Annotated in this window: 19 protein-coding genes and 1 riboswitch; of the genes, 4 read left to right on the top strand and 15 right to left on the bottom strand. The window is 61.5% G+C overall.

Features of this window, described 5'->3' with window-relative positions:
- Nucleotides 1-18 precede the first annotated feature (18 nt).
- The 8 genes from thrS to metA form a co-directional block, all read right to left on the bottom strand.
- Nucleotides 19-1959, bottom strand: coding sequence for a threonine--tRNA ligase (gene thrS / locus VQ071_RS21280; RefSeq protein WP_340516251.1), 1941 nt, complete (start codon nucleotides 1957-1959; stop codon nucleotides 19-21).
- A 461-nt stretch (nucleotides 1960-2420) separates the two neighbouring features.
- Nucleotides 2421-3302 carry a putative sporulation protein YtxC gene (locus VQ071_RS21275; RefSeq protein ID WP_340516250.1) on the bottom strand — a complete coding sequence of 294 codons (882 nt, stop codon included), beginning with the start codon at nucleotides 3300-3302 and terminating at the stop codon, nucleotides 2421-2423.
- A 198-nt stretch (nucleotides 3303-3500) separates the two neighbouring features.
- Nucleotides 3501-4271 (bottom strand): hypothetical protein, encoded by a 771-nt coding sequence (locus VQ071_RS21270; protein ID WP_340516249.1) that lies wholly within the window; start codon nucleotides 4269-4271, stop codon nucleotides 3501-3503.
- Between the two features lie 4 nt (nucleotides 4272-4275).
- Nucleotides 4276-5412: a cyclic dehypoxanthinyl futalosine synthase gene (gene mqnC, locus VQ071_RS21265; protein WP_340516248.1), complete on the bottom strand. Its 1137-nt coding sequence runs from the start codon at nucleotides 5410-5412 to the stop codon at nucleotides 4276-4278.
- Nucleotides 5413-5598: 186 nt separating this feature from the next.
- Nucleotides 5599-6981 carry an EAL domain-containing protein gene (locus tag VQ071_RS21260; RefSeq protein WP_340516247.1) on the bottom strand — a complete coding sequence of 461 codons (1383 nt, stop codon included), beginning with the start codon at nucleotides 6979-6981 and terminating at the stop codon, nucleotides 5599-5601.
- A gap of 105 nt (nucleotides 6982-7086) precedes the next feature.
- Complete coding sequence (locus VQ071_RS21255; protein WP_340516246.1) at nucleotides 7087-8256, bottom strand: trans-sulfuration enzyme family protein; 1170 nt, start codon at nucleotides 8254-8256, stop codon at nucleotides 7087-7089.
- The gene (locus VQ071_RS21250; RefSeq protein ID WP_340516245.1) at nucleotides 8253-9419 is read right to left on the bottom strand and encodes a PLP-dependent transferase; all 1167 of its coding nucleotides are present in this window, start codon (nucleotides 9417-9419) and stop codon (nucleotides 8253-8255) included. Before VQ071_RS21250 ends, VQ071_RS21255 begins: the two co-directional genes overlap by 4 nt.
- 64 nt (nucleotides 9420-9483) lie before the next feature.
- Nucleotides 9484-10401, bottom strand: a complete 918-nt coding sequence (gene metA / locus VQ071_RS21245; protein WP_340516244.1) for a homoserine O-acetyltransferase MetA — start codon at nucleotides 10399-10401, stop codon at nucleotides 9484-9486.
- A gap of 94 nt (nucleotides 10402-10495) precedes the next feature.
- Nucleotides 10496-10612, bottom strand: a riboswitch (SAM riboswitch).
- 423 nt (nucleotides 10613-11035) lie between these two features.
- Between metA and corA the strand changes: the two genes are divergently transcribed.
- Complete coding sequence (gene corA, locus VQ071_RS21240; RefSeq protein WP_340516243.1) at nucleotides 11036-11971, top strand: magnesium/cobalt transporter CorA; 936 nt, start codon at nucleotides 11036-11038, stop codon at nucleotides 11969-11971.
- A gap of 103 nt (nucleotides 11972-12074) precedes the next feature.
- Here corA and VQ071_RS21235 read toward each other — a convergent pair whose 3' ends face one another.
- Nucleotides 12075-13460 carry an MATE family efflux transporter gene (locus VQ071_RS21235; protein WP_340516242.1) on the bottom strand — a complete coding sequence of 462 codons (1386 nt, stop codon included), beginning with the start codon at nucleotides 13458-13460 and terminating at the stop codon, nucleotides 12075-12077.
- Nucleotides 13461-13591: 131 nt separating this feature from the next.
- Nucleotides 13592-14596 (bottom strand): HRDC domain-containing protein, encoded by a 1005-nt coding sequence (locus tag VQ071_RS21230; protein ID WP_340516241.1) that lies wholly within the window; start codon nucleotides 14594-14596, stop codon nucleotides 13592-13594.
- Between the two features lie 295 nt (nucleotides 14597-14891).
- Between VQ071_RS21230 and VQ071_RS21225 the strand changes: the two genes are divergently transcribed.
- The 3 genes from VQ071_RS21225 (at nucleotide 14892) to VQ071_RS21215 (ending at nucleotide 16713) form a co-directional block, all read left to right on the top strand.
- Nucleotides 14892-16001, top strand: a complete 1110-nt coding sequence (locus tag VQ071_RS21225; protein WP_340516240.1) for a nitric oxide synthase oxygenase — start codon at nucleotides 14892-14894, stop codon at nucleotides 15999-16001.
- A 42-nt stretch (nucleotides 16002-16043) separates the two neighbouring features.
- On the top strand, nucleotides 16044-16340 hold the full coding sequence (locus VQ071_RS21220; RefSeq protein ID WP_340516239.1) for a DUF3055 domain-containing protein: 297 nt from the start codon (nucleotides 16044-16046) through the stop codon (nucleotides 16338-16340).
- 112 nt (nucleotides 16341-16452) lie between these two features.
- Nucleotides 16453-16713, top strand: coding sequence for a hypothetical protein (locus tag VQ071_RS21215; protein ID WP_340516238.1), 261 nt, complete (start codon nucleotides 16453-16455; stop codon nucleotides 16711-16713).
- A gap of 3 nt (nucleotides 16714-16716) precedes the next feature.
- Here the strand turns inward: VQ071_RS21215 and arfA are convergent, their stop codons facing one another.
- The 5 genes from arfA to VQ071_RS21190 all read right to left on the bottom strand — a co-directional run bounded on the left by arfA (nucleotide 16717) and on the right by VQ071_RS21190 (nucleotide 22279).
- Nucleotides 16717-18225, bottom strand: a complete 1509-nt coding sequence (gene arfA, locus VQ071_RS21210; protein WP_340516237.1) for an arabinosylfuranosidase ArfA — start codon at nucleotides 18223-18225, stop codon at nucleotides 16717-16719.
- A gap of 183 nt (nucleotides 18226-18408) precedes the next feature.
- Nucleotides 18409-19395, bottom strand: a complete 987-nt coding sequence (locus VQ071_RS21205; protein ID WP_340516236.1) for a 5'-3' exonuclease — start codon at nucleotides 19393-19395, stop codon at nucleotides 18409-18411.
- Nucleotides 19396-19437: 42 nt separating this feature from the next.
- Nucleotides 19438-20619, bottom strand: a complete 1182-nt coding sequence (locus VQ071_RS21200; RefSeq protein WP_340516235.1) for an aminotransferase class I/II-fold pyridoxal phosphate-dependent enzyme — start codon at nucleotides 20617-20619, stop codon at nucleotides 19438-19440.
- A gap of 63 nt (nucleotides 20620-20682) precedes the next feature.
- Entirely contained in the window at nucleotides 20683-21924 is a 1242-nt protein-coding gene (locus VQ071_RS21195; protein WP_340516317.1) for a site-2 protease family protein, read from the bottom strand.
- A complete protein-coding gene (locus VQ071_RS21190; RefSeq protein ID WP_340516234.1) occupies nucleotides 21914-22279 on the bottom strand; it encodes an arsenate reductase family protein in 366 nt (121 codons plus the stop codon). Before VQ071_RS21190 ends, VQ071_RS21195 begins: the two co-directional genes overlap by 11 nt.
- Nucleotides 22280-22323: the final 44 nt, after the last annotated feature.

Raw genomic sequence — 22323 nt, 5'->3', positions numbered from 1 at the left:
GCGGAATCCGCCGCGCTGTCAGTCGGTGCGCTTGCTGTCGATGTCGCCCTTGATCCGAGCGATGAATGCGTCGATCGGCTCGGCGCCGATGTCGCCCTCGCCGCGGCGGCGGACGGATACCGTGCCGGCTGCGGCTTCATTCTCGCCGACGACGAGCATGTACGGCACCTTCTCCAGCTGCGCCTCGCGGATCTTGTAGCCGAGCTTCTCATTGCGCAGGTCGGCTACGACGCGCACGCCGGCTTCGCGGATCTTGTCCTCCAGCTCGCGCGCATAGCCTTCGAACGCCTGGCTGACCGGCAGAATCTTCGCCTGCACCGGGCACAGCCACACCGGCAGCGCGCCGGCGAAGTTCTCGAGCAGGAACGCGGTCATGCGTTCCATCGTGCTGATGATGCCGCGGTGAATGACGACAGGGCGATGCTTTTTGCCGTCGTCGCCCACATACTCGAGCTCGAAGCGGTCCGGCAGCAGCACGTCGATCTGCGCGGTCGACAGCGTCTCTTCCTTGCCGAGTGCCGTCTTCACCTGCACGTCGAGCTTAGGCCCGTAGAACGCCGCTTCGCCTTCGGCCTCGAAGTACGGCAGGCCCAGCTCGTCTACGACTTCGCGCAGCATGCGCTGGGTCGTCTCCCACATGTTGTCGTCCGGCCAGTACTTCTCCTTGTCCGCCGGATCGCGGTAGGACAGACGGAAGCGATACTCCTTGAGCCCGAAGTCCTCGTACACGCGCTGGATGAGCTGCACGACGCGCTTGAACTCGTCCTTGATCTGGTCCAGACGACAGAAAATATGCGAGTCGTTCAGCGTCATCGCGCGCACGCGGTGCAGGCCCGTCAGCGCGCCGGACATCTCGTAGCGGTGCATCGTGCCGAGCTCGGCGATCCGGATCGGCAGATCGCGGTAGCTGCGCATCTCGCTCTTGTACACCATCATATGATGCGGACAGTTCATCGGACGGAGGACGAGCTCCTCGTTGTCCATCTGCATCGGCGGGAACATGTCCTCCTGGTAATGCTCCCAGTGGCCCGAGATTTTGTACAGATCGACGTTGGCGAGCACCGGCGTATAGACATGCTGGTAGCCGAGCTTCTCCTCCAGATCGACGATGTAGCGCTCGAGCATCTGGCGCACCTTCGCGCCGTTGGGCAGCCACAGCGGCAGACCTTGACCTACCTCGCGGGAAAAGGTAAACATGCCGAGCTCCTTGCCGAGCTTGCGGTGGTCGCGCTTCTTCGCTTCCTCGAGGAAGTGAAGATGCTCGTCAAGCTGCGCCTTCTTCGCGAAGGCGGTGCCGTAAATGCGCTGCAGCATCTTGTTCTTGCTGTCGCCGCGCCAGTATGCGCCGGCCACGCTCAGCAGCTTGAACGACTTGATGCGCCCGGTCGACGGCAGATGAGGACCGCGGCACAGGTCAAAAAATTCGCCCTGATCGTAAATCGTAATCTCGGCGTCCTCCGGCAAGCCGTTGATGAGGTCCAGCTTGAGCGGATCGCCCAGCTCGGTGTAGATGCGGAGCGCTTCCTCGCGGCTCACGACGCGCCGGGAGATCGGCAGATCCTCCTTGACGATCTTCTCCATCTCCGCTTCGATCTTCGCCAGATCGTCCGGCGTGATGGACTGCTCCATATCGATATCGTAATAAAATCCGTCCTCGATGACCGGGCCGATGCCCAGCTTCACGGCCGTATCGCCGTAAATGCGCTTGATCGCCTGCGCCATCAAGTGCGCCGTGCTGTGGCGCATCACTTCGAGCCCGTCGGCGGATTCGAGCGTGACGATCTCAACCTTGGCATCCGGCGTCAGCTCGGCGTTCAGGTCGACCACTTTGCCGTTCAGCTTGCCGGCTACGGCATTTTTCTTGAGCCCCGGGCTGATGGAGCCCGCGACGTCGGCGATGTTCGCGCCGTCCTCGTATTCCCGGACCGCTCCGTCGGGCAGCTTGATCTGTACAGTCATTGCGTTGGCCTCCTTAGGCAGCATGGAATTGGCGTATGGGGACCAAGCAACGCAAAAAAGCGCCCGTCCCCGGTAAGGGACGAGCGCCTGTCTATGGCGTCCGTGGTTCCACCCTCGTTCAACCGCCACCGTCCGCAATGGGCGGGCTGCTGGCGATTCTCTAGGCATGAGTAACGGTCATGACCCGGCAGGACTTAATGGCGATGCGGCGTGTCCCCGGATGTCATGTTCGCGATGCGAATATGCGATGAAGGGAAATGCGCGAATCGTGTTCGGCCCTGCGGCTCGAAAGGGGTCGACGCTTGCCGTTGCCGGAAGGAACTTGCAGCCTCATGGTTCCTCTCTCTGGACCGTCCGTTGCAGCGCCGCTGTCTTTCTCGCAGCCGATACGTTAAATTATACGCGCTTGTACGCGAAGCCGTCAAGGTCGCGAACGCCGTCGACACAGAGCTGCCGCGATGCTAGCGGAGCACCGGATCGTCGCAGATGGCGGCCCGCTCGCCGAAAATGCCCATCAATGTGCGCACCACCTGCGCGTCGGGCTCGTTCGTATGAATGTACAGCCGGCGCGGACTGGCCGCCAGCAGGCGGGTCACGAGCAGGCTCTCGCGGTCCTGCTGGTCGGTGGCAGCCTGCAGCATCGGCTCCGCGGCCTGCTCGTCGTGAAGCGGGCGCAGCTTCTCGTCCAGCAGCGTCGGGCTCTGCCCACCGCCGTGCAGCACATGAATGGCCGGCAGGCCGGTCTCCTGGCCCTTGACCATCGTTTGCAGCAGCCGCATGAACTCCTGATATTGCCGGTCCATCAGCATCTCGCAGGCTGCCGATTCGGCGGCGTCCTTGAGCTCCTCAGCATATTCCCGCATTCTGAACCGGATGAAGCCGTCGAGATGCACGGAGCTCTTCTCCCACAAATATTCGCCCAGCTTCATCCCCATCCTGCCGAGTCTAAGCTTCCTGCCCGCGCCGGTCTCTCCTTCCGAGACGATGGTCTCCCCTTCGGGAAGATCCCCATTGAGCAGGATGATCGCTTCCTTCATGCCGGTCCGGATTTCTTTGACGTCGCGCGTCCCCAGCTTGCTCTGCATGAGCTTCTCGAGCATGTGCGGCTCCTTGACGGACAGCACGAATTCGGCCAGCACCATGCCGGTTTTGTCGCAGAATTCCCTTCGTCCGGCCGTGATATCAAGCCGGCACACGATGGCATCGCCGCGCTCAGCGAGCTGCCACGGTCCTTGCCCCGCACTGTCTGCCAGCCCCTCGAAGGCATCGTTCATCATCTTTTGCAGTTGGGTCCGCATCTCCAGGTTTCCATACAATCTGACGCACCATTGCTCCCTCTCCATCGGCTCACCCCCGGCATCCTGTTCTTAAGCTATATGGTGACCGGAATCGGGATATACGATCGCTTGCGGGGAGTGGTATATTTTATTAATTTGCGATTGGAAAAAAGCGGCTGCGGCGGGAGGGCCAGGATTTGGCGATCGCGCTCACTACGAGAGGCGATCCGGCGCTCGGACGCGTGGGTCAGGCAATCGCCTTCACTACGAGAGGCGATCCGGCGCTCGGACGCGTGAGTCCGGGCGATCGCCTTCACTACGAGAGGCGATCCGGCGCTTGGACACGTGAGTCGGGCGATCGCCTTCACTACGAGAGGCGATCCGGCGCACGGGCGCGTGAGTCGAGCGATCGCCTACATTACGAGAGGCGATCCGGCACTCGGGCGCACGGGTCCGGCGATCGCCTTCACTACGAGAGGCGATCCGGCGCTCGGACGCGTGGGTCGGGCGATCGCCTTCACTACGAGAGGCGATCCGGCGCTCGGACGCGTGGGTCGGGCGATCGCCTTCACTACGAGAGGCGATCCGGTGCTCGGACGCGTGAGTCCGGCGATCGCCTTCACTACGAGAGGCGATCCGGCGCTCGGGCGCACGGGTCGGGCGATCGCCTTCACTACGAGAGGCGATCCGGCGCTTGGACACGTGAGTCGGGCGATCGCCTTCACTACGAGAGGCGATCTGGCGCTCGGACACGTGAGTCCGGCGATCGCCTTCACTACGAGAGGCGATCCGGCGCTCGGACGCGTGGGTCCGGCGATCGCCTTCACTACGAGAGGCGATCCGTCGCTCGGGCGCGTGAGTCCGGCGATCGCCTTCACTACGAGAGGCGATCCGTCGCTCGGGCGCATGAGTCGGGCGATCGCCTTCACTACGAGAGGCGATCTGGCGCACGGGCGCGTGAGTCCGGCGATCGCCTTCACTACAAAAACGCCCATCCAGCCGCCCCGCGGGGCCATCTGAATGAGCGTTCCACAAATTATTAATTCTGCATAATAAAGTCGCGCGCCACGCTCTCGTCCTCGTTGTACACCTTCAATATCTCGTACCGCGTGTTGCGCTGCGCAGGAATCTTGCCCGCCTCGCGGATCAGCTTCAGGATGAGTTCGATGTTGACCTTGTGCGTCGTCCCGGCGGCGGAGACTACGTTCTCCTCCATCATCGTGCTGCCGAAGTCGTTGCAGCCGTAGGTGAGCGACAGCTTGCCGATCTCCGGCCCCATCGTCACCCACGACGATTGGAAGTTGTCGATGTTGTCGAGCGCGATGCGGCTGATCGCCAGCGTCTTGAGATACTCCTCAGGCGTTGCCTTCTCGCGCTTCATGTTCGTGTTGTCCGGCTGGAACGTCCACGGGATGAACGCCAGGAAGCCCTTGGACGGATACCCGTTGGTCAGGCATTCGTCCTGCGCTTCGCGCACGCGCAGCAAATGCAGCGCCCGCTCCTCCATCGATTCTCCGAAGCCGATGACCATCGTCGCCGTCGTGTTCATGCCGAGCTTGTGCGCGGTCGTCATGACGTCCATCCAATCGCGCCAGGAGCCCTTGAGCCGGCTGATCTTGCGCCGCGTGCGGTCGTCCAGAATCTCCGCGCCGCCGCCCGGCAGCGAGTCGAGTCCGGCTTCATGAATCTGGCGGATGACCTCTTCGAGCGACAGTCCGTCTGACACTTCCTTCATCTTGTGAATCTCCGCAGGGGAGAAGGAATGCATCGTGATGTCCGGGAACCTCGCCTTGATCTTGCGCAGCAGATCGAGATAATAGCCGAACTTCAGGTTCGGATTCGTGCCGCCCTGCATGAGAATCTCGGTGCCGCCGACGTCGACGGTCTCCTGAATCTTCTGCAGGATCAATTCGTCCGGCAGCACGTAGCCCTCGCTGGACCCCGGCTGGCGATAGAATGCGCAGAACCGGCAGTACACGTCGCAAATATTCGTATAATTCACGTTGCGTCCGACGACGAACGTCGTGATCGGCTCGGGATGGCGCCGCATCATCAGCTCGTTCGCGGCCGCTCCCATTTTCTCAATCTCGTCCGATTCGAACAGCCTGACGACATCTTCCAATTCCAAGCGCTGGCCCTGCAGCGCGCGCGTCAATATTCCATCCACCGCACTCATCGTTCAAGCCTCCTTCACTATGCTCTATTTTAACGAAGATCGACGGCAATGTCATGCATTTCTTTGTGAAATAAATCACGATTCATGGCGATAAAAAGAAGCTTCCTGCCATCAGGAAGCAACCAGGCGGCTGTGAAGCGATCGGACAATCACGGGGCAGTCAGAAATGACGACGCAATCCATTAGTCAGGAAGCAACCAGGCCGCGCCGAATCTGTATCCGTTCCTTCATCTCATCGAAAATGCCGCGCTCATGCTCGTGCATAAGCGGCTTGGGCCTTGCAAAATAGTAGCCCTGACCCATGCCCACATTCAGCCTGAACAGCACATCGGCCTCTTCTTCGCGCTCGACGCCTTCGGCTACGACCTCGCAGCTCATCTCCCCGGCCGCGGTCACGATCGCCCGCAGCAGACTCTCCTTGACCTTGAACCGGTCCACGAATTGAATGACGGAGCGGTCGATCTTGATCAGCTCGGGCATCAGCTCGCCGATCCACTGCAGACTCGAATAGCCGGAGCCCGCGTCGTCGATCGCGAATCTGAATCCCTTTTCCCGGAAACGTCCCAATATGCCGTGCATCTCGCCGAGATCGTGAATCTCGTGGCGCTCCGTAATCTCGAGCACGATCTGCTCGGGAGACAGGACGGGATGCCGCCCCAGACACTGCTCCAGGTGGGTCAGGAACAGCGGATGCGCGAGCGTCACGGGCGTGACGTTCAGAAATATCGGCTCGCGGATGCGCCGGGCCGCAATCTCGTCCAGCGCATGGCGCACGATGATGAATTCCAGCCTGCTGAGCTGCTTGCTCTGTCCCGCGAACCGGAACAGCTCGTCGGGCATATGGAACACGCTCGCGGCCGGCCCCCGGGTCAGAATCTCCCACCCGTAGATGTCGCCGCTCCTGAGATTCATGATCGGCTGGGCCAGCACGGAGATCCGGCCTTCGGCCAAAATCTCGTCCAGCTGCCTGCGCGCTTCGATCACCTGCGGAGTGACCGCCCTCGTCGCCAGCGCCAGCGCAAAATCGAACGTCTCCTTGAGCACTTCGGACGCGTCCGTGTGCCTGTCCCAGGAATTCTGCGATACCGGGACATACGTGCCCGTGAGCTGCCAGTGACCGGCGACGTCCGGCCAGGCCGACGCGACGCCGCCCTCCAGCGCATGCCTGAGCAGCTCCAGCCGGCGGAACAGCACGGCCGGTACGAACGATTCGTCGGGATCGGACGGCGCGCCGAGCAGGACGGCGAACTCCTGCGGGCCCAGCCGATCGACGCCGATCAGCTCCTCGGCGCCGAACTGTTCGCGGGCGAGTGTGGCCAGCTGCCGCCTGCTGGCGACGGACAGCCGCTCCTCTTCCTCGCGGCTGTGTCCGCGGTGCTCTTGGGGAGCCTTGCTCTCCCAGCGGTACAATGCCAAAAAGCAGGCTTCGCCCCGGTCGAGCCGCCGCCGCAGGAGAGACACGATCGGCCGCCGGATCGTAAAATCCGGCGGGAAGACGTTCAGCCGGCTGGCCGGAAGAAAAGCCTTGGCAATCGTCTTCAATCTCTCAAGCAGCCATGAAGCGGTCAACGGTCTTCGCCTGCCTTGTCTTGTCGAATGGTCTTATTCTACCACGTATTGGATATGCAGAAAAGTCGATTTATGACGAAGCTTGTATTTTCGTGAGGAATCGTCTCAGTCCGCGAGCGCCTGCTCCAAATCCCGGATGAGATCGTCGATATCCTCGAGGCCGACCGAGTAGCGGACGAGTCCGTCGGAAATGCCGCGAGCGGTCCGCACCTCGGGCGGCATCGCGGCATGCGACATCATCGCCGGGTAGGACAGGATGCTCTCCACCGCGCCCAGACTGACCGCGACGAGCGGGATTCGCACCTTGCCGAGCAGCCGCTTGGCCCGCTCCCCGCTGCCCGCATCGAACGAGACGACGGCGCCGTAGCCCTTGGACTGACGTTCGTGAATCTCCTTGCCCGGATGGCCTTCGAGCCCAGGATAGTAGACGCGGGCGACGCCCGGATGTCCGCTCAGCCACTGCGCCAGCTTGAGCGCGCTCCGCTCGCTGGCCTCCATGCGCACCTGCAGCGTCTTCATCCCGCGCATGAGCAGCCAGCACTCCTGCGTGCCCAGCACCGTGCCGAGCCCGTTCTGCAGCGCCTTGACCCGGCGGCCGAGCTCTTCGTCCGCAGTGACGACGAGGCCTGCCAGCACGTCGCTGTGGCCGCCCAGAAACTTGGTCGCGCTGTGTATGACCAGATCGACGCCAAGCTCGATCGGACGCTGATGGTACGGCGTCATGAACGTGTTGTCGAGCATCGAGATCAGCTCTTGTTCCCTGGCCCAGGCGGCGATCCGCCCGATGTCGGTAATCTTGAGCGTCGGGTTGGACGGCGTCTCCATGAACACCGCTCTGGTGTTCGGCCTGCGCGCCGCGACGACCTGCTCGAAGTCGGTCATGTCGACGAACGTGGACTCGATCGCCAGCCGGTTCAGCACCGTCGTGAGCAGGCGATACGTGCCGCCGTACACATCCTCGGTGACGATGACGTGATCGCCCGCCGACAGCAGCAGAAACGCGGTCGAGATCGCCGACATGCCGGAGGAGAAGGCGAAGCCGCGCGCCCCGCCCTCGAGCAGGGCGATATACGACTCCAGCGCCTCGCGCGTCGGATTGCCGGAGCGGCTGTAGTCGTGCTTGGGCGGCTGCTCCAGGTCGAAGTGGTGGAACGTCGACGCCTGATAGATCGGCACGCTCGAAGCGCCGGTCGCCGCGTCGATCTCGGTGCCGAAGTGAATCAGCTTGGTGGCGAATTCGCGGTCCGCCGCATGGCGGTCGTTCGGCTGTGTCATACGCCCGCGCCTCCGATCTCGGCGACGGCCGCATCGATCGCCTGGCCAAGATCCGCGATCAAGTCGTCGATATGCTCGATGCCGACGGAGAAGCGCAGCAGACGGTCGTCCACGCCTATTTTCCTGCGGATCTCCTCGGGGATGTCGGCATGCGTCTGCACGGCCGGATACGTGAGCAGCGACTCGACGCCGCCGAGGCTCTCCGCGAACGCGATCAGGCGCAGATGGCGCAGGATCGGCTCGACCGTGCGCGCGTCCTTCATGCGGAAGGAGAAAATGCCGGTGCTGCCCGAAGCCTGGCGCTTCTGGACATCGTGTCCCGGATGGTCCGGCAGCACGGGATGATACACGGATTCGACCGCCGGATGCGCCGCCAGCCACTCCGCCAGTTGGACCGAGTTGTACTCGTGCCGCTCCATCCGCAGCGCGAGCGTCTTCATGCCCCGCATCAGCAGCCAGGAATCCTGGGGTCCGAGCACGGCGCCGATGGAATTGTGGAGGAACGCGATCTCGTCGGACAAGGCTTGTCCCTTCGTGACGATCAGCCCGGCCAGCACGTCGTTGTGTCCGCCCAGATACTTGGTGGCGCTATGGGTGACGATGTCGGCGCCGAGCTCGATCGGGCGCTGGAGGAACGGCGTCATCAGCGTATTGTCGACGATCGTCAGCAGGCCGTGAACCTTCGCCCAGGCGGCGACCGCCGCGATATCGGTGATCATCATGAGCGGATTGGTCGGCGTCTCGATCAGCACGGCGCGGGTAGCCGGGGTGCGCAGCGACTCGAGCGCGTCGAGATCGTTCGTGTCGACATAGGAGGCGGTCACGCCGAAGCGGGACATAATGCGCTCCAGCAGGCGATACGTGCCGCCGTACAGATCGAGCGAGACGATCAGGTGATCGCCTTGCTTGAACAGCGCGAAGATCGTCTGGAGCGCGGCCATGCCGGAGCTGCATGCGAAGCCGCGATCGCCGCTCTCAAGCTGCGCGAACGCCTCCTCAAGCACCGCTCTGGTCGGACTTTTGGTACGGGAATAGTCGAAGCCCGTGCTCTGTCCGAGCCTTGGATGGCGGAAGGCGGTCGACTGGTAGATCGGGTAGCTGACGGCGCCGGTCGCGGGATCTTCCTGCGAGCCGATCTGGGCAAGGCGGCTTTCGATTTTCATGAGAAGCGATTCCTCCATCTTGGATTAGATTCCCGGGATTCCAGTTCGGTTCGAGCCCGTTGCTTCATATGCCTGCCCCCAGGTCATAGGGCGTCTCCTGATACACATAGTAGTTCAGCCAGTTGGAGTACAGCAGGTTCGCATGCGCGCGCCAGGTCGACACCGGCATTTTGGACGGATCGTCCTGCGGAAAATAATTTTTCGGCACGTCGATCCGCAGCCCTTTCGCTTTGTCGCGGTCGTATTCCCATTTGAGCGAATTCGGATCGTATTCGGAATGGCCCGTCACGAAAATCTGCTTGCCGCCCCGCGAAGCGACGATGTATACGCCCGCTTCCTCCGATTCGGCCAACACTTCAAGCTGCTGCACCTTGTCGATATCCTCGCGGCGAACCTCCGTATGGCGCGACTGCGGCACGTAGAACATCTCGTCGAACCCGCGCAGCAGCGGCACGTTGCGCTTGGCGAGCGTGTGCGGGAACACGCCGAACAGCTTGCTATCCAGCTCCACCTTCGGCACCCCGAAGTGGTGGTACAGACCGGCTTGGGCCGCCCAACAGATATGGAACGTCGAGGTGACGTACTTGGCGCTCCAGTCCATAATGTCCTTGAGTTCTTCCCAGTAGTTGACCTCCTCGAACGGCAGCGTCTCGACCGGCGCTCCCGTGATGATGAGACCGTCGTACCGCTGGTGGGAGATCTCGTCGAACGTCTTGTAAAAGCTCTCCAGATGCTCGGACGAGGTGTTTTTGGAGGTATGGGTTTTCGGATGAAGCAGCACGACCTCCACCTGGAGCGGCGTGTTGCCGACGAGCCGCAGCAGCTGGGTCTCGGTCGTCTCCTTGGTCGGCATCAGGTTCAGGATCGCAATTCGCAGCGGGCGAATATCCTGATGGTAGGCGACGCTCTCATCCATGACGAATATGTTCTCTCCGGCCAGCACCTCCTTGGCGGGGAGGCTGTCGGGAACCTTGATCGGCATACTGATCACTCCTGTTCAACAGATCTATAGGCAAAACAAAAGACCCGCTCTCGTCAGAAAGGGGTCGTCGTAAACAAACGGTACGCGATCGCCTCTCTCATCTCCCAGAAACGTCCTGAATCGAACGTCTTCGCAAGAATTAGCACCGTGCGTAGCTACGCCGGTTGCCGGGCTTCATCGGGCTAGTCCCTCCGCCTGCTCTTGATAAGATGGGCAAAACTATTCGGTTGTATCGGGTTAAACTAATCCTAATGTAACCGATCGGTCCGGCCTCCGTCAAGCGTCAGGAAAAACCGCGTTAAATTGTCCTTGAAAGGGTTGATGCAGAGGATTATACTTAACACGGATTGTGCCCGGACAGGGCATACCCGATGCCGATCGAACATCGGACACAGCGGGAAGGAAAGGGGGGAGCCGGTCATGGAAGGAGATCATCCTGGGCCAAGTTGCATCGTACGCCGGAATGCCGCAGGACGTGAGTCCGCCACCGAAGCTCCGCGCTTGCCCGGCTCTGCCGAGTAATCCCCTTCGCGCGCGGATGTCCGCCCTGCATAATACGACAGCGCCGTTCCATGCGCCCTCAACCAGGCGCGCCGGACGGCGCTTAAGCCGATTATGACAAGGAGCGATATCCATGAAGATCCGCCTGGTCCGTCAAGGCGTATTCACGCCTGTTGAAAATATTACCGATACTTTGTTGCCGCCTGAAGAAGGCTTCTACTGGATCGACGCCGACGTCGAAGACCTGATGGTGCTGCAGCCGCTTTTCGGCATTCACGACCTGGCCGTCGAGGACTGCCTGACCGAGGAAGAACAACGCCCGAAGCTCGAAGTGTACGAGAGCCATTATTTTCTGGTCATCAACAGCATCCGGTTCGACGACGAAGAGATTTTCCTCCGCGCGCTGAACCTTTTTCTCGGCCGCCACTATCTCATCACGGTCACCCGCCAGAAGATCAACGAGCTCCGCAGCATCAAGCCGGTCCTGTGGGAGCAGGAGGTCAATACGGCCGACAGACTGCTGTACCACCTCGTCGATATCGTCGTCGACAACTACTTTTCCGTAGGCGACCGGATCGAAGCCCGGATCGAGCAGCTCGAAGAAGACATCCTGATGCACACCAAGAAGTCCCATCTGACCGAGATCATCGGCCTGCGAAGCGAGATTTTATGGCTCAAAAAGGTGCTCGGCCCGCAGCGCGACGTGATCGCGACGCTGAACAAGCGCGACCTGCGGCTCATCGACCACCAGCTGCAAAAGTACTTCACCGACATTCACGAAAATGCCGTCAAAATTTATGAAACGTTCGAAACGTACCGCGATCTGATGGGCAACTTGCGCGAAGCGTATCAGTCGAGCGTCGCCAACCGCGCCAACGAGATCATGCGCGTGTTCACCGCGCTGACGACGATTTTCATGCCGCTCACATTCCTGACCGGCGTGTACGGGATGAACTTCGACTACATTCCCGGCATGCACGATGAGTACGGCTCCGTCGTGCTGCTGATCATTATGATCGGACTGGGCTTCGGCATGTTCTATATCTTCCGCAAGAAGGAATGGCTATGAACGACATATGCCCGATAATGAAGACAAGGCGCTCCTGACATTCTGCAGCCGCAGAGGTCATGGAGCGCCTTGTCGCATGTCAGGGGATCGAAAGTCAAGACCATCAGACCGTCAGGCCGCTCGCCGCAGCCGCAGGACCGCCCGCAGCACATTGTCCCCGCTCGGCGAACAATCCCCGCCTCCGGTGATGCCGCCAGCGGAGATACAGCACCGCCCCGCGGATGTACTCGTCGAGGATCATGCCGGCGTATACGCCGTACAGCCCCCAGCCGAGCTGAATGCCGAGCAGATAGGTGATGCCGACCGATACCAGCCATTGGCTCGGTATCGAGATCTTCATCATGTACCGGCTGTCGCCGACCGCCACGATTGATTGGCCGAGCGCCATGTTCAGCATCTTGCCGGGCTGGAGGACCAGATTCAGCCACAGGAGCGCGATCGCCATATCGACGATCCACGGGTCCGCGGTGAAGAAGGTAATGATCTGCTTGCGGAATACGAGCATCAATCCCGTGTTGACCATCACGAACGCCATGCCGAAGCCCATCGCGCGGTATGCGCTATAGTACGCTTCCTTGAGCCGGCCCTGCCCGAACAAATACGCGATCAGAATCTGCACGGCCATCGCATACGACCAGCCGATCGTAAATGCGAACGACTCCATCGTATTCATGTACGTCCTCGCCGCCAGCTCCTGCGCGCCCATCACGCCGATCAGGCCCGTGATCGCCAGCTGGGACAGCTGCCAGGAACCGCCGTTGATGCTGAGCGGCCAGCCGATGCGCAGTATCTCCTTCGCCTTGCTCCAATCCGGGCGCAAGAGCTCGCCGAAGCCGATCTTGCCGCCGAACGCCGAGCGGAATATATAGAACAGCAATACGACCGAAGTCGCGCGGACGAACAGCGTAGACAGCGCGACGCCGAACAGCCCCCACTTCGGCAGTCCGAACAGACCAAAAATAAACACTGCGTTCAGGAAGATGTGAACGATGTTCATCATGATCGCGATGTACATCGGGGACCGCGTGTTGCCCGTGTTGCGGATTGCGGTCGACAGCGCATTGCCGATTGCCGTGAAGATCATGCCGCCGCCCACGATTGACATATAGTCGCGCGCCAGCGGCCTGATATCGCTCGGCATGCCGAGCCATCCCGCAATCTGGCTGGCCCCGACGATCATCAGCAGGCTGACGGTCAATCCGATCGCCCCGGTCAGGACGACCGATACGATGGCCAGCTTGCGCGCCTCGTAGGCCTCGCCGGCTCCCAGCCGGTTCGCGATCAATATGCCCGCGCCGCTCGCCACCAGCATGAACACGACGATGACGGCGTTAAAAAACTGATTGGAAAACCCGACGACGGCAACGGCGTCGTCCGAAATTCTGCTGACCATCAGCGTATCGGACGTGCCGATCGCAAACGCCAGGAACATCTCGATCATAATAGGCCAAGTGAGACGGCCGAGCTTCATTTTTTTGCTTAATTCCATCTGTGCAAGCGCCCCTCGCCGAACCCGCATGATGAGCCGATTCAAAATATCCATGGCATCATAACACGTCCGGTTCGGCGGCAAAAGGGCGCTTTAACCCCGTGAACGCGCTCCTACGGCGATATTTGCCCTTAAATGGCGATCTGTCGACTTCTACGGAAGCTTATGCGAAGCATGCGCAGCTTCTCGTACTGTCTCTCCGCCTCCGCATATTCGGTAGCCGCAGCGCCTCCGTAGACACGCTGCTGCAGCGGCTTGAGGAAGCGGTCGCCAAGCTCGCCCATGGCGCTGAGGGCTTCCTCCCGCTCCTCGGCCGGCACTGCGGACAGCTCCCGGTCGATCAGCGGCGAGACGTCGTAGCCTTCTTCGTCAAGCTGCTCGATGCGCGCGATCAGCTCCCTGCGCGCGCACTTCATCCGCTCCGCCAGCTCCGCCAGCGAGCCGCCCTCGCGGATGCCGGTCAGCAGCTTGCGCTTGTCGCGGATCATCTCGAGGCTCTTGCCGTAGCGGTCTTCCCGCTGGGCGAACGTCCACGCCGCGAACTGCTGCGGCGACACTGCCGCCGACACCCAGTCCAGCGGGTAGGCATGGCTGCGCTCCGTCTGCGCCAGCAGCGCGACCAGCTCCCCGCCGTAGCGGTCGGCCTTGAGCTTGCCGAAGCCCGGCACCTGCTGCAGCTCGGCAGCGGTGTGCGGCAAAAATACGGCAAGCCCCTGCAGCTCGCGGTTGGTGGCGATCATATACGCCGGCCGCTTCTCCTCGGCCGCCTTCGTCCTGCGCCACAGGCGCAGCCGCTCCAGCACCTCCTCGGAGGCCGGGAGGCCGTCCGCATAGCATTGGAGCAGCGCCTGAAGCTGAGGCTTGCGCTCCCAGAACGGCGTATCGTCCAGCATGCCGTCCAGCATCGGACGATAGCCCTCCTTCATCCGGCCGGCCACGCCATGGCGGAACGTGGACAGCAGCTCCTCCCAGCTCGTGCCCTCGTACCATACTGTCTGTTCGGTCTCGCCCCCGTCGGACGATTCACGCCAGCCGGCGGTCCAATTGCCGTTTTCCTCGCCGATGAATACTTGTCCCTGCCGTCCCGCCGGATAGCCGCCGTCCATCTCCAGCCGATTCAAAAACACGATGTTCATACCCTTCTCCTCCTCGAATGTCCGGCGCGTTGCCGGTTGTTATCCAAGTCGGCCAAGGATGGGAGAGGGCAATAAAAAAAGGAAGCACCTCCGCCAGCGCTTGGCGTGTGAGGTGCTTCCTCGTCCGTTCGACTTGTATGCACTCAGATTATCAAATCGGGGACGGTTTGGCAAGTAGGCATTGCGTATTTACCGCGATCATGCTTCACAAATTCGACTTTTGCGGCAGGATGGACGGTATGATAATGTAAATTCAACGAAACGGCACAGCCGCGAAGAGAGAGGTGCGCATCCGATGAAAAGCATCCCTGCATGCGACGCCGGTACGGAAGCGGTCCGCTCCGAAGCCGCCAGCTTCCTGACCCGATACGCTGAAGAGACGAACCTGCAGGAGGCCGCTCTCTCGGCTCGCATGCAGGAGGCATTCGCAGAGATCGACGTCACCGGAACCTATAGGCATACGTACGAAGAGCTGCGGCACGGCGCACGGATGGCCTGGCGCAACGCCAACCGCTGCATCGGCAGACTGTTCTGGAATCGTATGCACGTATTTGACGAACGCGAAGCCGAGACGGAGGAGGACGTGTATCACGCGCTGCTCCGACATCTGGCCTTCGCCACCAACGCCGGCGAGATTCGCCCCGCAATCACCCTCCTGCCGCAGGAGGGCCGCGCCGGGCGCACCTTTCGGATCTGGAACCACCAGCTGCTCCGCTACGCCGGCTACGAGCGGCCGGAGGGCGTCGTCGGAGATCCGTCCTCGGTCCGGTTCACCCGGGTTTGCGAGCGGCTCGGCTGGCAAGGAAGCGGCTCGCCGTTCGATCTGCTGCCCCTGGTCATTCAACGCGGCGACGGCCGGCCCCGGCTGTTCGAGATTCCGTCATCTCATGCGCTCGAAGTTCCGCTGTCTCATCCGGACAACGATATATTCGGCAGCTTCCCGGCCAAATGGTACGCCGTGCCGGTCATCTCCGATATGGTCCTTGAGATCGGCGGCGTCCGCTATACCGCCGCTCCGTTCAACGGCTGGTACATGGGCACGGAGATCGGCGCCCGCAATTTGGCGGACGAAGGCCGCTACAATCTGCTCCCGCTCGTGGCCGCCAATCTGGGACTCGACACCTCGTCCAATATTACGCTGTGGAAGGACCGCGCCCTCGTCGAGCTCAACGCCGCGGTGCTGCACTCGTATCGGCGGGCCGGCGTCACAATCGTCGATCACCATACCGCCGCGCAGCAGTTCAGCGTCTTCGAACGCAATGAAGAAAAGGCGGGCCGGGACGTTACCGGGAGATGGTCCTGGCTTGTCCCGCCGCTGTCGCCCGCGACGACGCCTGTCTTTCACCGCAGCTATGAGGATCGGATTGTCAGCCCGCAATTTTTGCATCAGGAGACGCCTTATTAGAATTGACTTACACAACTCTCTCTCGAAAGGAGCAGGTGCATCATGGAGCTGAAGGACTTCGATTTTCTCTCGGACAGCACGGAGCAGACGTCGACCCGATTCGTGACATTCGTCTCGCCCGGACTGAACCGCTTCGATCTGGCCATCGTCACGACCAACCGCTTTTACGGCAAAAAGCTCGTCATCGACATGCAATCCGGCCGAAGCGGCGTGCTCGCCTACGACGATCTGGAGGAGGACGGCGTGATCGCGTCCGTATTCCGTATCGAAGAAGAGCAAGCGGCGGAGCTGTCCCAGTTTCTGAGCCTTGTGCTCGGAGAGGTCCACTTTACCGACTGATTCGCGCTTGGAAAATGCCGATCGATCAGGCTGCCGGATGTGCGGCCCATGCATGATTTGACCGGGGAAGGCAAATGATAAGCCCATCTGTTATTCATAAGGAGGGCTTATTTTGTCGCGCTTCCTCTCCGAAGACCGCCGTCCCGATACGGATGTGAGCACGGTCGAATCCCATCGCAACGACTTGTTTCTCGAGGAATTTCCCGAAGGCCCGTACGGCGCCAGCCTCGTCACCAACCTGAAGCTGGGCCGCGCGAAGCCGTGGCGCATCGACCAGGATACGCACGCGGGCTACGAGAACATCGAGCTTCACGAAGACCTGCCCCGGAATTACCCGGGAGAGGACCCGCTCGGCGATACGGACGACAGATAACTATCAGCTGACCGAGAAACGGATTACGTTCCACGACGCCTTGGCCAGTCTCGCCGCAGCCTTCGCTCCGTCGACCGCCGCATCGCCGCCGGCATGCGGCTTCACCCGCTCCGGATCGCGCTCCGTATTGACCGCCTTCAAATTTTCGTTTTCCAGCACCAGATGCTCGATCACACGGCATTCGCCGAAGCTGCGCAGATCGATCTCCAGCGGCAGCGCCTCCTCCAGATGCCGGTTGACGGCAAATACCGTCACCTGCCCGGCCGCTTCATCGTGGACGGCCACCGCCTCGAGATACGGAACGTCGGTGATCTCCTTCGTGTCGTACTTCGGCGACCGGACCAGCGGCACGAGCGCGCGGCCCCGGCCGAACGTGGACGCATGCTGGAAAGGATAAAAAATCGCCTGGCGCCATGCGCCGCCGCCCGTAGCGGTCATGATCGGGGCGATCACGTTCACGAGCTGGGCGAGACAAGCCATCTTGACGCGGTCGGCCCGCTTGATCAGGCTGATGAGCATGCAGCCGACGACAAGCGCGTCCTCGTGCGTGTATACGTCCTCCAGCTGCGGAGGCGCGATGCTCCACGGGTCGCGGGCTGCGTCCGCGGCGTGGGAGTGATACCAGACATTCCATTCGTCAAAGGACAGCAGCATCGTCTTCTTGCTGCGCTGCTTGGCCTTGGCATAATCGCAGACAGCGATCAGCGTATGGATGAACTGGTCCATCTGCAGCGAGCGGGCGAGGAACGTCGGCGTGTCGTCCTCCGCGTTGCCGTAGTACTGGTGCATCGACAAATATTCCACATGCTCGTACGTATGATCCAGCACCGTCGCTTCCCAGTCGGGAAACGTAGGCATCTGCAGCGTCGAGCTGCCGCAGGCCACGAGTTCGATCGAAGAGTCGACCCACTTCATCGCCTTGGCGGACTCGACGGCGAGGCGGCCGTACTCTGCCGCCGTCTTGTGCCCGATCTGCCACGGTCCGTCCATCTCGTTGCCCAGGCACCAGGTCTTGATCCGATGCGGACGCTCGTATCCGTGGCTGCGCCGCAGATCGCTCCAGTACGTGCCGCCGGGATGATTGCTGTATTCGACGACATTCCGGGCTTCATCGATGCCGCGCGTACCGAGATTGACCGCCATCATCACTTCCGCATTCGCCTTTTTTGTCCAATCGACGAACTCGTTTAATCCGAATTCATTCGTCTCGATCGTTCTCCATGCCAGCTCGAGCCTGCGCTTGCGCTCTGCTCGCGGACCTACCGTGTCCTCCCAATTGTAGCCGGAGACGAAGTTGCCTCCCGGGTACCGGACGATCGGCACCCGCAGCTCACGCACGAGCGCGAGGACGTCCTCGCGCAGACCGTCCTCGCCTGCCGACGGATGACCAGGCTCGTACAGGCCGTTGTACACGGCCCGGCCGAGATGCTCGACAAAGGAGCCGTAAATGCGTTCGTCGATCTCTCCGACAACGAAGTCCTTGTCGACAATCAAGCTAGCTTTTAATGTCATATAGAAGCACCCTCTATTCTGTGACGGATACTTATATAGTAAGCGGTTGCACATTTGCGGACAATCGACTATCCCGCCGATTTGCTGACCTATCGTGCTTATTTGTGATTTGCGTCTGCGCGTCCGGCACCCGCTAATAAAAAACGCCGGGGTACGCACCCCGGCGATCGTTCAAAAAAATGATTATGCAAGTCTGTCCCGGAATCCCGGGAGCTCAAGCTCCGTCTGCAACACAACATCCTCGCCGAACGGGTCCTCCTCCGGCGCGAGCAGCAGCGCCTCTGCCATCGCCGGCTCGACACCGAGCAGCTTCACGAGACCGCCGAATTCAAGTTCCTCGAACTTGCGGACCGCAGACTCCTGGCGAATCGCCCAGACGCATTCGTCCAGCGTGCAGGCGATCGGCGCATCCAGCCGAATCGTCGCGAGCCGGCGGGACAGATGCAGCAGCTCGAGATTGGACTCGATCTTAGCCCGCACGCCCTTGGCCAGCTTGTCGAGATTGTCCAGCACGCCTTCGACATCGCGGTATTCGAGCAGCAGCTTGAGCGCCGTTTTCTCGCCGATGCCCGGTACGCCGGGATAGTTGTCGCTCGTATCGCCCATGAACGCCTTCAGATCGATGATCTGCGCAGGCGTGAGCTGACGCTCGGACAGGAGCGTGTCCGGATCGTACACCGCGTAGTTCAGCTTGCCTTTTTTCATAATGACGACCTTCACATTGTCCGATACGAGCTGCAGCAGATCATGATCGCCGGTGAGCACGAATACCTCGACGTCGGCGCCGAACGCCGCGGCCAGCGTCCCGATGCAGTCGTCGGCCTCGTATCCGGGCATGCCTACGTTCAGGACGCCCATCTCGGCGACGACTTCCTTGACCAGGTCGAACTGCGGGATGAGCTCCAGCGGCGGTTCCGGCCGGTTGCCCTTGTATGCGCCGAACTGCTCGGTCCGGAAGGTGGAGCTGCCCATGTCCCAGCAGCAGACGACATGCGTCGGCCGGAACGTCTTGATCGCATCGAAAAAGTACTGGACGAAGCCGTGAACCGCATTCGTCGGCAGTCCCGCCTTCGTCTTGCGAATATATCCGGTATAAGAGGTGGCGAAGTAGGCTCTGAACAAAATCGCCATGCCGTCCACGAGCAGCACTCTTTTTTGGTATTGTTCCATGCTTGGCGTTCTCTCGCTTTCGTGCGCTAGTCTATCTCTCTATTATAGCACACCCCGCAGGAACCGTCCGATCCGCCCGGCCGCCTCGCGCAGGCGATCCTCCGGCTCGACGAGCGCGAAGCGGACATAGCCCTCGCCGCGCGCGCCGAACGCGCTGCCCGGAATGACCGCGACGCCGGTCCGCTCGAGCATCGACCGGGCCAGCTCCCGCGAAGACCGGCCGTCCGGCACGGGCGCCCAGGCGAACATCGAGCCGCGGGGCGGCGGGATCACCCAGCCCGCTTCGGCCATGGCCGCGATGAAGGCGTCGCGACGCCGCTCGTACTCGGCGGCTACCGGATCTGGGGCCGTCATATCGAGATCGAGCGCTGCGATCGCGGCCTCCTGGACGGCGAGGAACACGCCGAAGTCGATGTTGTTCTTGAGCGCGCGCAGACTGTCCAGCACGTCCGGGTTGCCTACGGCATAGCCGATGCGGGCGCCGGCGAGATGGAACGACTTGGACATCGAGTGGAACTCGATCGCCACGTCCTTCGCGCCCGGCACCTCGAGCACGCTCGGCGGCTTGAAGCCGTCATACGCCATCTCGCTGTAGGCGTTGTCGTGCACGAGCAGGACGCCTCTGCGCCTGGCAACCGCGACGGCTTCCTCGAAGAAGGACAAGTCCGCCACGGCCGCCGTCGGATTGCTCGGATAGCTGAGCAGCATGAACTTGACCTTGTCCCAGACGCGGTCGGGGACGGCGCCGAAGTCCGGCAGGTAGCCGCGCTCCGCCGTCAGCGGCATGGCGACCGTCTCTACCCCCGCCACGGCGAGGCCGGCCTGGTAGACGGGGTATCCGGGATCGGGCAGCAGCGCCGCGTCGCCCGGATTCGTCATGGCCAGCGCCAGATGCGCGAGGCCGTCCTGCGTGCCCATGAGCGAGAGCACCTCGCGCTCGGGGTCCAGCGCGACGCCGAAGCGATGCTCGAACCACGCCGCGACCTTGCCCCTGAAGGGCGGGCTGCCGTCCGTGCCGGGGTAACGATACAGCTCCGGCTGCAGGCTGGCCTGCGCGAGCCGCTCGCGGATCGCCAGCGCCGGCGGCCTGTCCGGACTGCCGATATCGAGCTGGATGACATCCAGCCCGCTGGCCCGCGCCTGCGCTTTCCAGCCGCCAACCTCCGAGAATATGGCCGATCCGAGACGACTCAGCCGATCCGATGTCCAGCAATTCCGTTCCATAGCCGCTTCTTCCTTCCCTTTCGATGCCTGCCTATTGTCCGCCGTACCCTGCACGGGCTCCGTCTACACAGGCTCCGTCCAGCCTGCTTGTTGAATGACCCACATCATATAGACGAGCAAAAAAATAAGGCCGCCGTACAAAATGCCGATCCGCCATCTGTCCCGGTTCGCCACGTCATAATAGTTATCCGGCTCGTACACATTGCCTTCGACCCGCACCTTGAGCGACAGATTCTGATCCTCGTCCGGCCCCTCGATCTGGTAGGCGTATACGCGACGGATCAGAATCGCCTGATCGATCGGCAGCTCGCCCTTGAAGGAGAGCGCTTCCCATTCGAATTCGACGACATGCTGGCCGTCCATGGTGCAATAAGCCGTATAGGGCAGGTCCCGCAGATGGCTGGAGCCCCGATAGTACCAATCGGGCAGCGAAGCATCCGCCTTCGCTTGGTATACGCCCTCCGCAATATGTTCCGGTCCACTCCCGCGGCCCTTCTTGAATTGACGGTAAGTGGACACCACGAACCAGCCTAAAATCAAGGCGAACAGCACACTTTTCGTATACCAGAGCACGAACGGCGCCGCGACAACGCCGCCCACCCAGATCCAGCGGTTCACCGCCGCTGAGATTCTGCCGCCGTCAAGCGGGCGCATCGGCAGCAGATTGAACAGATTAAGGAAAAAGCCGATATAAGCGAGCATATGCCAAACGCCGCTGTCCGTGTAAACGCCGATCCCGTAGCAGACGAAGGCCGCTGCCGTGCCGAGGTACGGCCCGCCGAGCGCGATGTCGGCCTCCGTGGCGGCGTCCTTCGGATTGCGCTTCATCATGACGGCGGCGCCGAGGAAGGGGACGAACAGAAGCGCGGTCACGGGCAGCCCTTTGCGCTTGGCCACCCAGACATGGCCCAGCTCATGGACGAGCAGCAGCGCCACGATGCCCACCGCAAACGCCCATGGATAAATAAGCGCATAAGCGCCAATCGATACGGCCATGGAGATAAGCGGCTTGCCGAACTTCAAGAGCAGCAGCAGTCCAGCCTTGCCCTTGCCGAGCAGAAACGCCAGCACCGCGCCGAATGCCCAGGAGCCCCCTTTGCCGCGGCGCCTGCCGCCTTCGTCGCTTGGGGAGCTATCCTCGCGAGATGGCGTTTCCGCTTGGAATGCCCCCTTTTCCCGTTCAAATCCGGCTTCGGGGTTCGGGTTCGGTTCCTGCTCCCGCTCTGCAGCTTCCGTCCGTTGTTGCGCAGCCGGCTTGCTCTCCTGACTAGACGTTACCTCCGGTTCCCGGCCGTCAGTCGGCATAGACACGCTTGTACTCCTCCTCCCGATAGCCGACGGTCGCCGTATTGCCATCCGTGACGACCGGCCGCTTGATCAGCATGCCGTTGCCGGCCAGCAGCTCCGTTTTTTGTTCATCCGTCAGCTGCGCCATGCGGTCCTTCAGTCCGAGAGACCGGTATACGTCGCCCGCCGTATTAAACCATTTTTGAATCGGCAGGCCGCTGGCCGCGATCAGTTTGTTCAGCTCCTGCACGGAGGGCGGAGACGTCTTGATATTAATTAATTCCAGCTCGTGGCCTTGCGCTTGCAGCGACTTGACCGCTTTGCGGCAAGTATCGCAGGATGGATATTGGTACACGGTCAACTTCTTGGACATGGAATAGCTCCTTCGGTTCATTCTCAAGAAAATGGGACTTGGCA

This window comes from Cohnella sp. 56 (assembly GCF_037963805.1).
GTDB lineage: Bacteria > Bacillota > Bacilli > Paenibacillales > Paenibacillaceae > Cohnella.
The sequence above is the reverse complement of the archived record's forward strand: the minus strand, read 5'-3'. Positions and strand labels throughout refer to the sequence as shown.